This is a genomic window from Streptomyces goshikiensis (assembly GCF_014650555.1).
GTDB lineage: Bacteria > Actinomycetota > Actinomycetes > Streptomycetales > Streptomycetaceae > Streptomyces > Streptomyces goshikiensis.
In genome coordinates this window covers 213,753-228,024 of sequence record NZ_BMVE01000008.1, presented here as the reverse complement: position 1 = coordinate 228,024, position 14,272 = coordinate 213,753, and the positions used below count along the sequence as shown (strand labels likewise).

Below are 14,272 nucleotides of genomic sequence, written 5' to 3'. Positions count from 1 at the left end.
CCCCCGGGGGGCCGCCGCAGGCCGGGTCAGGGCCGGGGCAGCGCCGCGTACTGGAGGGCCAGTCCGTCGAGCAGGGCCGCCAGCCCCGTCTCGAACGCGCCCTCGTCCACCTCGCGCTGGCGCTCCGCCAGCAGGTGGGCCCGGCCCAGGTGCGGATAGTCCGCCGGGTCGTAGGCCGCCTCGTCGTCCACGAAACCCCGGGCGAAGGAGGCCACCGCCGACCCCAGGATGAAGTACCGCATCAGCGCGCCGATCCGGGTGGCCTGGGCGGGCGGCCACCCCGCCGCCGTCATCGCACCGAACACCGCGTCCGCCACCCGCAGGCCCGCCGGGCGCCGGCCCGGGCCGCGCGCGAGCACCGGCACGATGTTCGGATGGTCGGACAGGGCGCCGCGGTAGGAGTGCGCCCAGTCGTGCAGCGCGGCCCGCCACCCCCGGCCGTCGGCCGCGTCGAACATCGACAAGTCGACCCGGGCGCTCACCGCGTCCGCCACCGCGTCCAGGATCTCGTCCTTGGTGCGGAAGTGGTTGTACAGCGACGGTCCGCTGACCCCCAGCGCGGCCGCCAGCCGCCGCGTCGACACGGCCTCCAGTCCTTCGGCGTCCACCAGCGTGCCCGCCGCTTCGACGATGAGGTCTCTGCTGAGGAGGGGCTTGCGCGGTCTGGCCATGCGCCACATAGTAGGGCCTGCCCGCCATAAACTACCGGCGCTAGTTAACCCCGCTGTTGACCCCGCGCCGGACCCCCGGAGGTGCCCGGTGAACCTGGAGCTGAGCGAGGAGCAGGAGGCCGTACGCCGGCTCGCCCGCGCGTTCACCGAGCGCGAGGTCGTCCCGTACGCCGCCGACTGGGACCGCGCGGAGAGCGTGGACCGGGCCATCGTGAAGAAGCTCGGCGCCCTCGGCTTCCTCGGCCTGACCGTCCCCGAGGAGTACGGCGGCTCCGGCGGCGACCACCTCGCGTACGTCCTGGTCACCGAGGAGCTCGGCCGCGGCGACTCCGCCGTGCGCGGCATCGTCTCCGTCTCCCTGGGCCTGGTCGCCAAGACCATCGCCGCCTGGGGCACCGAGGAGCAGAAGCGCGCGTGGCTGCCGCGCCTGTGCTCCGGCGACGCGCTCGGCTGCTTCGGCCTGACCGAACCCGGCACCGGCTCCGACGCGGGCAACCTCGACACCCGCGCCGTGCGCGACGGGGACGCGTACCTCCTCAGCGGCAGCAAGATGTTCATCACCAACGGCACCTGGGCCGATGTGGTCCTCCTCTTCGCCCGTACCAACGACGAGCCCGGCCACCGCGGGGTCTCCGCCTTCCTGGTCCCCACCGACAGCCCCGGCCTGACCCGCCGCGAGATCCACGGCAAGCTCGGCCTGCGCGGCCAGGCCACCGCCGAACTCGTCCTCGACGGCGTCCGCGTGCCCGCCTCAGCGATGCTCGGCCCGGAGGGCAAGGGGTTCTCCGTCGCCATGTCGGCCCTCGCCAAGGGCCGGATGTCGGTCGCCGCCGGCTGCGTCGGCATCGCTCAGGCGGCGCTCGACGCGGCCGTCTCGTACGCCGCCCAGCGCGAGCAGTTCGGCAAGCCCATCGCCCACCACCAGCTGGTCCAGGAGCTGATCGCCGACATCTCGGTCGACGTGGACGCCGCCCGGCTGCTGACCTGGCGCGTCGCCGACCTCATCGACCGGGGCCTGCCCTTCGCCACGGAGTCCTCCACCGCCAAGCTCTTCGCCTCCGAGGCCGCCGTGCGCGCCGCGAGCAACGCCCTCCAGGTGCACGGCGGATACGGCTACATCGACGAGTACCCGGCCGGAAAGCTGCTGCGCGACGCCCGGGTGATGACCCTGTACGAGGGCACCAGCCAGATCCAGAAGCTGCTCATCGGCCGCGCCCGTACCGGCGTCTCCGCCTTCTGAGACCCGGGTGCGGAACGCGGACCGCGGCCCGCGCGCCTGAGTACGTACCCGAGTACCCGCGCGGATGTGACCGGGGCCACCCCCGCCGGATGCTGGACCCATGAACGAGACACCGGTCAAGCAGCAGAACACGGGGGCGTACTACGGTCAGGCCGTCGCCTCCTTCGGCATCGCCGGCGCGGCGGTCGCCATCGGGATCTACCGGCTGGAGACGGACGGCTGGGTCCGCGCCTTCCTCGGCGTCGGGGTGCTGTACCTGACCACCTCGGCCTTCACCCTCGCCAAGGTGATCCGTGATCGGCAAGAACGCTAAGCGCTTGCTCACCCTCCGGTAGGGTGTTCCTTTCCTACACGGCGAAGAGGGTGAGCTAGCGATGGAGAGCGCGGCGGAGACCGGCGGCTATCAGCCGTGGTCCGAGGTCACCCCCGACGCGGCCCGGCGGCTGCTCGTCGCGGCCGTCGACGCCTTCGCGGAGCGCGGATACCACGCGACCACCACACGTGACATCGCCGGACGGGCGGGCATGAGCCCGGCCGCGCTGTACATCCACTACAAGACCAAGGAAGAGCTGCTCCACCGGATCAGCCGGATCGGCCACGACAAGGCGCTGGAGATCCTGGAGACGGCCGCCGCCGGCTCGGGCGGCGCGGCCGAGCGGCTCGACGCGGCCGTCCGCTCCTTCGTGGGGTGGCACGCGGCCCACCACACCACCGCGCGGGTGGTCCAGTACGAGCTCGACGCCCTCGCTCCGGAACACCGCGCCGAGATCGTGGCGCTGCGCCGCCGGAGCGACGCCGCCGTACGCCACATCCTGGCCGACGGCGTGGGCACCGGGGAGTTCGACGTCCCCGACCTGCCCGGCACCACCCTCGCCGTGCTCTCGCTCTGCATCGACGTCGCCCGCTGGTTCAGCGTGGAGGGACGGCGCACGCCCGACGAGGTCGGAGCGCTCTACGCCGACCTCGTGCTCCGCATGGTGGGCGCCCGCCCCGTCGGCAGCATGGCGGACGCCCCCGCCGGCGGAGCTCAGAAGTAGTAGCGGGACACCGACTCCGCCACGCACACCGGCTTCGCGGCGCCCTCGCACTCGACGGTGACGGTGGCCGCGACCTGGACGCCGCCGCCCGCCTCCGTCACCTCCGTGATCACCGCGGTGGCCCGCAGTCGAGACCCGACCGGTACCGGAGCCGGGAAACGCACCTTGTTCACCCCGTAGTTGATGCCCATCTTCATGCCCTCGACCCGCATGATCTGCGGTACCAGGCTGGGCAGCAGCGACAGCGTCAGATAGCCGTGCGCGATGGTGGAGCCGAAGGGTCCGGCGGCCGCCCGCTCCGGGTCCACGTGGATCCACTGGTGGTCGCCGGTGGCGTCCGCGAAGAGGTCGATCCGCTTCTGGTCCACCTCCAGCCACCCGCTGGGGCCGAGCGGTGCGCCGACCCCCGCGCTCAGCTCGTCGGCGGACGTGAAGATCCTCGGCTCGACCATGCGTCGTCTCCCTCTCCCGGACGAATAAGCGCTTGCTCAGCGCCTGCTCAGCATGGTGGGGCCACATGTATCTGTCAACGGATTCCCGGCCCTCCGACTACGCTCGGCCGGGTGCCGCAGATTCCCGAAAAAATCCACGAACTCACCGTCGGCCAGCTCTCCGCGCGCAGCGGCGTGGCCGTCTCCGCGCTCCACTTCTACGAGGCCAAGGGCCTGATCGCCAGCCGCCGCACCTCCGGCAACCAGCGCCGCTACAGCCGCGACGCGCTGCGCCGGGTGGCCTTCGTGCGCGCCGCGCAACGCGTCGGGATCCCACTCGCCAGCATCCGCGACGCCCTCGCCCAACTGCCGGAGGAGCGCACGCCCAACCGCGAGGACTGGGCCCGGCTCTCCCAGGCCTGGCGCGCCGAACTCGACCAGCGCATCACCCAACTCGGGCGCCTGCGCGACCATTTGACGGACTGCATCGGCTGCGGCTGCCTCTCGCTGGAGAACTGCGCGCTGTCCAACCCGGACGACGTCTTCGGTGAACGCCTCACCGGCTCCCGGCTGTAGCGGCGCCGGCCGGCGCCGCGGTGGCGGCCAGTTCCGCCACGGCCGCCGCCACCAGCTCGGCGTTGGAGCGGGCCGGCCGCCCGTCCGGCAGGTGCCGTACGTCCCCCAGGCCGATCCGCGCGCCCGCGCCGCACCGGGCGGCCAGCCGCAGCACCGGCCAGGCGGCGGCCTCCCGCCCGAACAGCAGCACCGGCACCGGCGGCAGCCAGCGCAACCCCGCCACCAGCGCCGGATCGGCCGCCGCCGGCTCCGCCACCAGCCGCACCCGCCCGTGATCGGGAGCCGGCCAGGCCAGGAACCGCGCCAGCGGCTCCACCCCGGCCGCCTCGCCCCCGGCCGTCTGGGGGCTGCCGGTCCCGCTGCCCAGGGGGACCACCGCGTCCACCGCCACACCCCGGTCCAGAAGGGCTCCCGCCAGTTCCTCCGCTCCGGGCTCCCCGAAGTGCACCGCCGCCCGGTCGGGCAGCACCCCCCAGGAGCGGACCCGCTCCAGCCGCCCGGCCGGATCCGGCTCGGCCCCGACCCCCGCCGGCACCACGACCGGCACGCCTGTTCCCGCGCCCCGCAGCGCCTCCAGCAGCGGACCCACCACGCGGGGCGACAGGCTCTCCCGCCCGCACGGGGTCCTCGGGTGGACCAGCAGCTCCCCGGCCCCGGCGGCGACCGCCGCCAGCGCGGCCTCCACGAGATCCTCCGGGGACATCGGCACGGCCGCACCCTCGGCCGCGCCCCGCGAGCCGTTCAACGACACCTGGAGCGGAGGCCTCATGCGGCCCCCGCCGAAGGAGTGTGCGTCAGCGCATCGGCCAGCGCCGGTCTGGGCACCACGATCCCGCAGCCCCCGCACAGCGGCCCGTCCCACGCCCAGGCCCCGGCCGTGGCGGCCCACCGCCCGCGCCCCGCGCCCGGCGCCGGCCAGCGCAGCTCCCGCTCCCCGCAGACCGGGCACGCCGTCCCCGGCTCCGACTCCAACGCCTGCACCAGCCGCCGCAGCACCTCGCCCAGCGCCCCGTCCGGCCGCACCCCCGGATCGGCGCAGCGCACCACCGCGTCCCCGGTGCCGCCCCACGCCCAGTCGGGCCGGCGCAGCCCGTCGTGCTTCTCTCGCCTGCGCCGCGCCGCGAACTGGCGCTCGTACTCCAGCCAGACGGCCCGCGCCTCCTCCAGCTCCTCCAGCGCCGCGACCAGCCGCAGCGGATCGGCGCCCCGGTCCTCGGGGGCGATCCCGTGCCGGTCGCACAGATGCCACCACGTCGCCCGGTGCCCGTACGGAGCGAACCGCTCCAGGCAACGGCGCAGCGAGTGGCGCCGCAAGGCACGGTCGTTCCGCGCGTCACGCACCTGGTACGCCAGACTCCGGAAACCCGCCATCACACCTTCACCTCCGCCATGCCACGCCTACGCCCGCACCGCGGCGTCGTACTACGTCGAACGACGCCACACGCTCCGACGTGCCCAACATGCCCGGCAAGATGTGGGCGCATGCGGGGGCGGTCGAGGCGTACGGGTGGCATATGGCCGGAACTCACCGCCCCATGCGCCCCGCGGCAACCACGACCCGGGCCAGTTCCTCGTGGCAGACGTCACTGTGCGCCCCCGAGGGGGCACCGCCGCGGCGGACCACGGAGCCCGCGTCCACGCTGACGCACCCGCTGCCGGGCAGGCCCGCCCGCAGCACCTCGGCGAGGTCCAGGCGCGGCGCGCCCGCCACCGCCTGCACCCCGTCGTGCCCGATCGCGCCCCACCGCTCGTCGAAGCCGAACAGACCGGCCGAATCCCGCGCCATCCGCGAGGCCAGCGGATAGAAGAGCTTCAGCGAGGTGTCGTACGGGGAGTGGCAGGCCACCACCGGGCCGTCCACCCGCCGCTGGAGGCCGCTCAGGGCGCCGCCCCGGCCCTTGTCGTGCGGCAGGCGGTCGGCGAAGGCGTAGTGGGAGAAGGCGCCCTGGAGCAGGGTCAGCGACTTCACGTACCGGGCCCCCTCCGGCACCGCGCGCAGGGCGAACGAGACCACCCGGCCGCCGAAACTGTGGCCGATCAGGTGGATCCGCAGGCCGGGGCGGCGGCCCGCGAGCCCCGTCAGCACGGGGCCGAGCCCGCGTTCGCCGATGACGCCGGCCCGCTTCTTCATCTCGTAGTACGTAGCCTGCCGCAGCACCTCCTTCGCCCCGCCCCACAGGGCGCGCAGGGCGCCGCCCGCCGCGAATCCCGGGTCACCGGCGGGGCCGCCGGCCGAGGCCAGCGCCTCGGCGAAGGCGCGGAACACGCTCAGCGCGTCCTCGGCGAACATCGCCGGCACCCCGACGCCGAGACCGCTGCCGCCGGCGACGGCGCCGACGCCGTCCACCGCGTCCACCCCCGCCAGTTCCCGCACCAGGGCCCCGAATTCGATGAGCGCCGCCTCCGACTCGGGCCGCTCCTCCAGCAGTTCGGCGACCCGGTCCAGCTCCGCCTCCCGCCCGGGCCAGAACGCGCCGAGCGCCCGCCGGGTCGCCGGGTCCAGCGCCGCCCCGTAGCCGGGCTCGGCGAGGGCTCCCCGGTCGTCGAAGTCCGGGATCGGCTCGTCCGAGAACCGGATCGAGGGCCAGACGACCCCCACGTATCCCAGCCGTACCGCAGGCCCCACCAGCTCCGGGAAGGGGGCGAAGAACCGGTCGAAGAGCCGGGTGGCGGTGGAGCGGTCGCTGTTCCAGCCGTGTGCGAAGACCACCAGGTCGGTGGCGTCGATCCGGGCGACCGCCTCCCGCGTGCCCCCGTCCACGTCCCCCTCGGCGTCGAACGTCAGCTCCTCATAAGGCCTGACCCCGACCCCGACCCCGACCCCGACACCGATGTCCGCCATGACGTCCCCCTCCACGCCGTGCCTCCGGTGCGGTCAGCATCCCGCTGCCGCGCCCGCCCTGCCAGCCCCGTGACGTGACCGGTGACGAGACCGCCGCGGTGAACGCGTCACGGGTAGAGGAGGTACCGCTCGCGCACCGCCGCGAAACGTTCCAGCCCCGCCGCCCAGTCGCCCGCGATCTCCTCCACCCCCGCCCCCGCGTCCACGAGGGTGCGCACCCGGTCCGATCCGGTCAGCCGGTCGATCCAGTGGTCCGCGCGCCAGGCGAAGCCGCTCCAGACGCGCCGCGCGGTGACCAGCAGCCCGATCCCCGCCCGCACCGGATCGAAGGCCGCCCGGTCGTGAACGAGCAGCCGGACCCCGCCGCACGGCTTCCCCGTGAACTTGGAGAAGGCCGGGGTGAAGTACGCCTCCCGGAACCACACCCCCGGCAGCTCCAGCGCGTTCGCCGCCTCCGCCCAGCGCCGGTCCAGGCCCTCCGCGCCCAGCACCTCGAAGGGAGTGGTCGTACCCCGGCCCTCCGACAGGTTCGTGCCCTCGAACAGGCAGGTGCCGGCGTACGCGAGGGCCGTGTCCGGCGTCGGCACGTTCGGGCTCGGCGGCACCCACGGCAGGCCGGTGGCGCCGAAGTGGAGCTCCCGCCGCCAGCCGGTCATCCGTACCGTCCGCAGCGCGACCGGGTTCGCGGCCAGGAACTCGCCGTTGAAGAGCAGGGCCAGCTCCGCCGCCGTCATCCCGTGCGCGAGCGCGATCGGCTCCCGGCCCACGAAGCTCGCGTACGGCCGCTCCAGCACCGGACCGGCCGCGCGCCGGCCGCCCACCGGGTTGGGGCGGTCCAGGACCACCACCGCCTTGCCGGCGAGCGCGGCCGCGCGCATGCAGTCGTAGAGGGTCCAGATGTAGGTGTAGAAGCGCGCCCCGACGTCCTGGATGTCGAAGACGACCGTGTCGATCCCGGCCGCGGTGAACACGTCCGCGAGCTGCTGCCCGCTCTTGCCGTACGTGTCGTGCACCGGCAGGCCGGTTGCCGGATCGCGCCCGGCGCCCTCCGATCCGCCGGCCTGCGCCGTCCCCCGGAACCCGTGTTCCGGGCCGAACACCGCGACCAGGTCCACCCGCTCGTCCGCGTGCAGTACGTCGACCAGGTGCCGGGCGTCGGCCGTGATCCCGGTGGGGTTGGTGACCACCCCGATCCGCTGTCCGGCCAGTGCGCCGTACCCGTCGGCGGCGAGCCGCTCGAACCCGGTCCGCACCCGGCCGGCATCCGGAGCCGTGGCTACCGGGGCCGCGGTCACGGGGGCGATCGCCGGGGCCGCGGCCCCGGTGCCGGCGGCTGCCGGGCCGGCGGAAGTAGCCCCGATCGACCCCAGGGCCCCCGAGGTTCCCGCCAGTCCCAGCAATCCCCGTCGCGACAGAGTCATCCCGCCACGCTAGGGCGCAGCCCTCTTCCGCCCCGACATACCGACTGGTTAGTCTGCCCGGGAATCCGGCAGCAGCCCCCGAGAGGTGATCCCCGTGAGCGCGTACCAGGACCAGCGAGTCGTCGTCACCGGAGCGGGCGGCGGTATCGGCGCCGCCCTCGCGCGGCGCTTCGCCGCCGAGGGGGCCACCGTCGTGGTCAACGACCTCGACCCCGCCAAGGCCGCCTCCGTCGCCGGTGACATCGGAGCCCGCGCGATCGCCGTGCCCGGTGACGCCTCCGCGATCGTCGGGGAGGCCCGCGAGGCCCTCGGCGGCCGGGTGGACGTCTACTGCGCCAACGCCGGACTCGCCTCGGGCGGCGACGCGTTCGCCGACGAGGCCGTGTGGGAGGCGGCCTGGGACGTCAACGTCATGGCCCATGTCCGCGCCGCCCGCGCGCTGCTGCCGGACTGGCTGGAGCGGGGGAGCGGCCGCTTCGTGTCCACCGTCTCCGCCGCCGGGCTGCTGACCATGATCGGGGCCGCGCCGTACAGTGTCACCAAGCACGGTGCCCTCGCCTTCGCGGAATGGCTCTCGCTGACCTACCGCCACCGGGGCGTCCAGGTCCACGCGATCTGCCCGCAGGGGGTGCGCACCGACATGCTGACCGCCGCGGGCTCGGCGGGCGACCTCGTCCTGGCGCCGACCGCGATCGAGCCGGAAGCGGTCGCGGACGCGCTGTTCGACGGCATGGAGAAGGGCCGGTTCTTGATCCTCCCGCACCCCGAGGTCGCGGACTTCTACGCCGCCCGCGCGACCGACCCGGACCGCTGGCTCAGCGGCATGAACCGCCTCCAGCGCACCTGGGAGACCCCGTGACCGACCTTGCCCCCGAGGCCGGGGCCGAGGCCGAGGCCGAGGCCGAAGCCGGGGCCGGGGCCGCCGACGCGCCGTCCCGGTACGGGGCGAAGCCCTGGCTCGGGCGGCTCAGCCCCGCCCAGCTGGCCCCCGTCGCACCCCCGCCCAGCGTGCTGGACGCCTTCCGGGCCGCCGCCGCCCGGGCCCCCGAGCGCACCGCGCTGGCCTACTTCGACGGCCGGATCGGCTACGCCGAGGCCGACGCCCTCTCCGACTCCGTCGCCGGACACCTGGCCGGGCGGGGGATCGGCCGGGGCGACCGGGTCGCGGTCATGCTCCAGAACACCCCGCACTTCGCGCTCGCCGTGCTCGGCGCGTGGAAGGCCGGGGCGGTGGTCGTCCCGCTCAACCCGATGTACAAATCAGCCGAAGTGGGGCACATCCTGCGCGACTCCGGGGCCGTCGCGCTGGTCTGCGAGGCCCGCGCCTGGGGCGGGTACCTGCGCGAGGCCGCGTACGGGACCGCCCTGCGGACCACGCTGACCGCCTCCGACCTGGACTTCCAGAGCCGCAACGACATACGCGTCCTCGCGCTCGGGCAGCCGGGCCGGCCCGCCGACGCCGACTCCGATGTCGACGACCTCGTCACGGTGGCCCGGCGCGGCCACCCGGCCCCGCCGGACCCGGGCCTCACCGCCGCCGACACCGCCCTCATCAGCTACACCTCCGGGACCTCCGGCACCCCCAAGGGCGCCATGAACCCCCACGGGGCGCTCACCCACAACGCCCTGCGGCAGGTCACCGGCCACCCCATCCCCGAGGGCGCGCGCTACTTCGCCCTCGCCCCGCTCTTCCACATCACCGGGATGGTCTGCGAGCTCGCCGCCTGCTTCACCAACGCCGGCACCCTCGTCCTGGCCCACCGCTTCGACGCGGGCGTCGTCCTCGACGCCTTCCTCGAACACCGCCCCGACTACGCCGTCGGCCCGGCGACCGCGTTCATGGCCCTCGCCGCCCACCCGGACGTCACCCCGGACCACTTCGCCTCGTTCCGGGTGCTCTCCAGCGGCGGCGCCCCGCTCCCGCCCGCCCTCGTGGAACGGCTGCGCACCGCCTTCGGCTTCTACCTGCGGGGCGGATACGGCCTCACCGAGTCCACCGCCGCCTGCGCCACCGTGCCCGCGCACCGCGAGGCACCCGTCGACCCGGTCTCCGGCACCCTCTCCGTCGGGGTCCCGGGCGCCGACACCGTCGTCCGCGTCCTCGACGAGCACGGCGCCGAGCTGCCCTTCGGCGAGACCGGCGAGATCGTCGTCCGCGGCCCCCAGGTCGTGCCCGGCTACTGGGGGCTGCCCGCCGAGACCGCGCTGACCTTCCCGGACGGCGAACTGCGCACCGGGGACGTCGGGTTCATGGACGCCGACGGCTGGCTCTACGTCGTCGACCGCAAGAAGGACATGATCAACGCGTCGGGCTTCAAGGTCTGGCCGCGCGAGGTCGAGGACGTCCTCTACACCCACCCCGCCGTCCGCGAGGCGGCCGTCGTCGGGGTCCCCGACCCCTACCGCGGGGAGAGCGTGAAGGCGTACGTCAGCCTGCGCCCCGGGGCCCACGCCGAGCCGGCGGAGCTGTCCGCGTACTGCGCCGAGCGCATCGCCGCGTACAAATACCCGCGACAGGTGGAGATCCTGCCTGTTCTGCCGAAGACGACCAGTGGCAAGATCCTGCGACGGGAACTGCGCGAGCGCGGCTGAAAACAGCCGGACGCCCGCGCGGGTCGCCGTACAGGCGAGGGATCAGACAAGGAAGGTGAGCGCCATGGCCGCCAGGACCACCACGGAGACCGAAGGCACGCACGAGGCCCCGGTACCGCAGCGGCTGCTCGCCGTCGCCACCAGGCTTTTCGCCGAGCGCGGGTACGACCGCACCTCCGTGCAGGAGATCGTCGAGGCGGCCGGAGTGACGAAGGGCGCGCTGTACCACTACTTCGGGTCCAAGGACGACCTGCTGCACGAGGTGTACGCGCGGATGCTGCGGCTCCAGCAGCAGCGGCTGGACGCGGTGGCCGATTCCGGCGCCCCCGTCGAGGAGCGGCTGCGGGCCGCGGCCGCCGACGTGGTCGTGACCACCATCGAGAACCTCGACGACGCGGCGATCTTCTTCCGCTCGATGCACCAGCTGAGCCCGGAGAAGTTCAAGCAGGTGCGGGCGGAGCGCCGGCGCTACCACGAGCGCTTCCGCGCGCTGGTCGAGGAGGGCCAGAAGGCCGGGGTGTTCTCCACGGCCACCCCGGCGGACCTGGTGGTGGACTACCACTTCGGCTCCGTCCACCACCTGTCCACCTGGTACCGCGCCGACGGCCCCCTCACCCCCCAGCAGGTCGCCGACCACCTCGCCGACCTGCTGCTCCGCGCCCTGCGCCCCTGAGAGGGTCACCGGGACCGCGACGGCGGCCGCGGCGGCGACCCGCGGCCACAACGGCCCGCCCCCCGTCCGCCCCTGGTGGGGGCGTGCGGGGGGCGGGCCGAGCGGGCCGACGTGGGGAGGAGCTACATCGGGGTTACGGGGCGACCTTCAGGAGCTTGTTCACCGTGCCCGCCGACGGGTTGGTCACCGCGCCCGAGGTCGCCGCCGCCGTGAGGGCGGACGCGGCCTGCGCCGGGGTCGCGGACGGGTGCCCGGCCAGGTAGACGGCCGCGGCGCCCGCAACGTGCGGAGTGGCCATGGAGGTGCCGGAGATGGTCTTCGTGCCGGTGTCACTGTCGTTCCAGTCGGACGTGATGTCCGAGCCCGGCGCGTACAGGTCCACCACCGAACCGAAGTTGGAGAACGAGGACTGCTCGTCGTCGATGGTGCTCGACGCCACCGTGATGGCCTCCGGAACCCGGGACGGGGAGCCCTCGCCGGCGTCCTTCGAGTCGTTGCCCGCCGCGACGGCGAAGGTGACGCCCGAGGCGATCGCCCGCTTCACCGCCTCGTCGAGCGCCTCGTCCACACCGCCGCCCAGGCTCATGTTGGCCACCGAGGGTCCCGAGTGGTTCTTGGTGACCCAGTCGATCCCGGCGACCACCTGCTCCGTGGAGCCCGAGCCGTTGTCGTCCAGCACCCGCACCGCGACCAGCTTCGCCTTCTTGGCGACGCCGTGCGAGGTCCCCGCGATGGTGCCGGCCACGTGCGTGCCGTGGCCGTTGCCGTCGTCGGCGTTGTCGTCGTTGTCCACCGCGTCGAAGCCGGACGTCGCGCGGCCCCCGAAGTCCTTGTGGGTCACGCGTATGCCGGTGTCGATGACGTACGCCGTGACACCCTCACCGGCGCTGTCGGGGTAGTCGTACTTCTTGTCGCCCGCCGTGGCCGTCTGGTCGATCCGGTCCAGGCCCCACGAGGGCGGGTTTTCCTGGGTGGCGTTGATGCTGAACTTCTTGTTCTGCACGACCTTGCCGACGGCCGGGTCGGCCGCCAGCCGCTTGGCCTGGGCCTCGCTCATCCCGGAGGCCGAGAACCCGTTGACCCCGGAGGAATAGCTGCGCTGCAGCTCGCCGCCGTACTTGTTGGCGAGCTTTTCCTTGTTCGCGGATGCGTCGAGGATGACGACGTAACTACCGCTGATGGCGCCGGGTGCGCCCAGTCCGTACACCGTGCCTTCGGCCGGTGTGGCGGCTCCCGCCAACGGGGTGGCGATGAAGGCCATGGCGGCCGCGGCGGCGACACCTGTGCCGATCGTCGCGTACCGGAAACCGCGGGAGCGCTTGTGAGTTGCCATGTGGAGAGTTCTCCTCGTGTTGACGTGTGGGGCGTCAAGCTTCTGGAGAACCCTGTTCCGATTGACAGGCGCAAATCAAGAACGTACCGGGGGTTCGGGCTCGTTCAACAAGGTTTCTTGAAAGGCTCCCCGCATCGCCTTCACCGCGCACACCTGTTCGCCCGAACTCCCGCACGATTCCTACACGTTCACCGGAGCCCCGCGTACTTCTTCAGTTCCCGGTGGGCCAGCGAGCGCTGGTGCACCTCGTCCGGTCCGTCCGCGAGCCTCAACGTCCGCGCCGCCGCCCACAGTTCGGCCAGCGGGAAGTCCTGGCTCACACCGCCCGCGCCGTGCAGCTGCACCGCCTGGTCGAGGATCCCCACCACCGCCCGCGGCGTCGCGATCTTGATCGCCTGGATCTCGGTGTGCGCGCCCCGGTTGCCGACGGTGTCCATCAGCCAGGCCGTCTTCAGCACCAGCAGCCGCAGCTGCTCCACCGTGACCCTGGCGTCCGCGATCCAGTTCTGTACGACGCCCTGCGCGGCCAGCTCCTTGCCGAACGCCGTACGGCCGATCGCGCGCCGGCACATCAGCTCGATCGCCCGCTCCGCCATGCCGATCAGCCGCATGCAGTGGTGGATCCGGCCCGGGCCGAGCCGCGCCTGGGCGATGGCGAAGCCGGCGCCCTCCTCGCCGATCAGGTTCGCCGCCGGGACCCGGGCCCCGTCGAAGACCACCTCGGCGTGGCCTCCGTGTTCGTGGTCCTCGAACCCGTACACCGTCATCGCCCGGCGCACCTCGACGCCCGGGGTGTCCCGGGGCACCAGGATCATCGACTGCTGGCGGCGCGGATCGGCGCCCTCCGGGTCGGTCTTGCCCATCACGATGAAGACCTTGCAGTCCGGGTTCATCGCCCCGGAGATGAACCACTTGCGGCCGGTGACCACGTACGCGTCCCCGTCGGCCGAACGCTCCACGCGGGTCTCGATGTTCGTCGCGTCCGAGGAGGCCACCTCCGGCTCGGTCATCGCGAACGCTGAGCGGATCTCCCCCGCCAGCAGCGGCTCCAGCCACTGCTTCTTCTGCTCCTCGCTGCCGAACTGTGCGAGCAGCTCCATGTTCCCGGTGTCCGGGGCCGCGCAGTTCGTCGCCATCGGCGCCAGGTGCGGGCTGCGGCCGGTGATCTCGGCGAGCGGGGCGTACTGGAGGTTGGTCAGCCCCGCGCCGGGCCCCGAGCCCTGCCCCGCGCCGGGCGAGCCGTGCTCGTCCACGAAGAACAGGTTCCACAGGCCCTGGCGGCGCGCCTCGGCCTTCAGTTCACCGAAGACGGCCGGGGTGTCCCAGGGCGAGGCCAGCCGCGCGCGCTGCTCGGCGGCCACGGGTTCCGCCGGGTACACGTACTCGTCCATGAACGCGAGCAGCCGCTCGCGGAGTTCCTCGGTCCGGGCGTCGAATGCGAAGTCCATGGGTGTGT

At 73.7% G+C, this 14,272-nt stretch carries 15 protein-coding genes; 7 read left to right on the top strand and 8 right to left on the bottom strand.

Going from position 1 to position 14,272, the window contains the following annotated elements:
• Nucleotides 1-26: 26 nt before the first annotated feature.
• The gene (locus tag IE248_RS23635; protein ID WP_073797156.1) at nt 27-680 is read right to left on the bottom strand and encodes a TetR/AcrR family transcriptional regulator; all 654 of its coding nucleotides are present in this window, start codon (nt 678-680) and stop codon (nt 27-29) included.
• Between the two features lie 79 nt (nt 681-759).
• Between IE248_RS23635 and IE248_RS23630 the strand changes: the two genes are divergently transcribed.
• The 3 genes from IE248_RS23630 (at nt 760) to IE248_RS23620 (ending at nt 2,948) form a co-directional block, all read left to right on the top strand.
• A complete protein-coding gene (locus IE248_RS23630; RefSeq protein WP_100582361.1) occupies nt 760-1,911 on the top strand; it encodes an acyl-CoA dehydrogenase family protein in 1,152 nt (383 codons plus the stop codon).
• 100 nt (nt 1,912-2,011) lie between these two features.
• Nucleotides 2,012-2,224 carry a YiaA/YiaB family inner membrane protein gene (locus tag IE248_RS23625; protein ID WP_073797154.1) on the top strand — a complete coding sequence of 71 codons (213 nt, stop codon included), beginning with the start codon at nt 2,012-2,014 and terminating at the stop codon, nt 2,222-2,224.
• 61 nt (nt 2,225-2,285) lie between these two features.
• Nucleotides 2,286-2,948, top strand: coding sequence for a TetR/AcrR family transcriptional regulator (locus tag IE248_RS23620; protein ID WP_073797153.1), 663 nt, complete (start codon nt 2,286-2,288; stop codon nt 2,946-2,948).
• On the opposite strand, the gene IE248_RS23615 is transcribed toward IE248_RS23620, so the two are convergent.
• Nucleotides 2,939-3,400 carry a MaoC family dehydratase gene (locus tag IE248_RS23615; RefSeq protein WP_008743969.1) on the bottom strand — a complete coding sequence of 154 codons (462 nt, stop codon included), beginning with the start codon at nt 3,398-3,400 and terminating at the stop codon, nt 2,939-2,941. The two genes, IE248_RS23620 and IE248_RS23615, sit on opposite strands and share 10 nt — an antisense overlap.
• 111 nt (nt 3,401-3,511) lie before the next feature.
• Here IE248_RS23615 and soxR point away from each other — a divergent pair, with 111 nt between their 5' ends.
• The gene (gene soxR / locus IE248_RS23610; protein ID WP_037797301.1) at nt 3,512-3,955 is read left to right on the top strand and encodes a redox-sensitive transcriptional activator SoxR; all 444 of its coding nucleotides are present in this window, start codon (nt 3,512-3,514) and stop codon (nt 3,953-3,955) included.
• Here the strand turns inward: soxR and IE248_RS23605 are convergent.
• From IE248_RS23605 to IE248_RS23590, 4 genes are all read right to left on the bottom strand, one after another.
• The gene (locus tag IE248_RS23605; protein ID WP_190031595.1) at nt 3,936-4,724 is read right to left on the bottom strand and encodes a 3-keto-5-aminohexanoate cleavage protein; all 789 of its coding nucleotides are present in this window, start codon (nt 4,722-4,724) and stop codon (nt 3,936-3,938) included. The two genes, soxR and IE248_RS23605, sit on opposite strands and share 20 nt — an antisense overlap.
• Nucleotides 4,721-5,326, bottom strand: a complete 606-nt coding sequence (locus tag IE248_RS23600) for a hypothetical protein (RefSeq protein WP_190031594.1) — start codon at nt 5,324-5,326, stop codon at nt 4,721-4,723. Before IE248_RS23600 ends, IE248_RS23605 begins: the two co-directional genes overlap by 4 nt.
• A 154-nt stretch (nt 5,327-5,480) precedes the next feature.
• On the bottom strand, nt 5,481-6,797 hold the full coding sequence (locus IE248_RS23595; protein ID WP_190031593.1) for a serine-threonine protein kinase: 1,317 nt from the start codon (nt 6,795-6,797) through the stop codon (nt 5,481-5,483).
• Nucleotides 6,798-6,904: 107 nt separating this feature from the next.
• Nucleotides 6,905-8,218 carry an exo-beta-N-acetylmuramidase NamZ family protein gene (locus tag IE248_RS23590; protein ID WP_100582363.1) on the bottom strand — a complete coding sequence of 438 codons (1,314 nt, stop codon included), beginning with the start codon at nt 8,216-8,218 and terminating at the stop codon, nt 6,905-6,907.
• A gap of 85 nt (nt 8,219-8,303) precedes the next feature.
• Between IE248_RS23590 and IE248_RS23585 the strand changes: the two genes are divergently transcribed.
• From IE248_RS23585 to IE248_RS23575, 3 genes are all read left to right on the top strand, one after another.
• Nucleotides 8,304-9,077 (top strand): SDR family oxidoreductase, encoded by a 774-nt coding sequence (locus IE248_RS23585; protein WP_190031592.1) that lies wholly within the window; start codon nt 8,304-8,306, stop codon nt 9,075-9,077.
• Between the two features lie 122 nt (nt 9,078-9,199).
• Entirely contained in the window at nt 9,200-10,810 is a 1,611-nt protein-coding gene (locus tag IE248_RS23580; protein ID WP_190031635.1) for an AMP-binding protein, read from the top strand.
• A gap of 64 nt (nt 10,811-10,874) precedes the next feature.
• Nucleotides 10,875-11,483 carry a TetR/AcrR family transcriptional regulator gene (locus IE248_RS23575; RefSeq protein ID WP_037797295.1) on the top strand — a complete coding sequence of 203 codons (609 nt, stop codon included), beginning with the start codon at nt 10,875-10,877 and terminating at the stop codon, nt 11,481-11,483.
• 133 nt (nt 11,484-11,616) lie between these two features.
• On the opposite strand, the gene IE248_RS23570 is transcribed toward IE248_RS23575, so the two are convergent.
• Together IE248_RS23570 and IE248_RS23565 are read right to left on the bottom strand one after the other, a co-directional pair.
• Nucleotides 11,617-12,816, bottom strand: a complete 1,200-nt coding sequence (locus IE248_RS23570; protein ID WP_037797293.1) for a S8 family peptidase — start codon at nt 12,814-12,816, stop codon at nt 11,617-11,619.
• A 188-nt stretch (nt 12,817-13,004) separates the two neighbouring features.
• Nucleotides 13,005-14,264 (bottom strand): acyl-CoA dehydrogenase family protein, encoded by a 1,260-nt coding sequence (locus tag IE248_RS23565; protein ID WP_037797291.1) that lies wholly within the window; start codon nt 14,262-14,264, stop codon nt 13,005-13,007.
• Between the last annotated feature and the right edge of the window lie 8 nt (nt 14,265-14,272).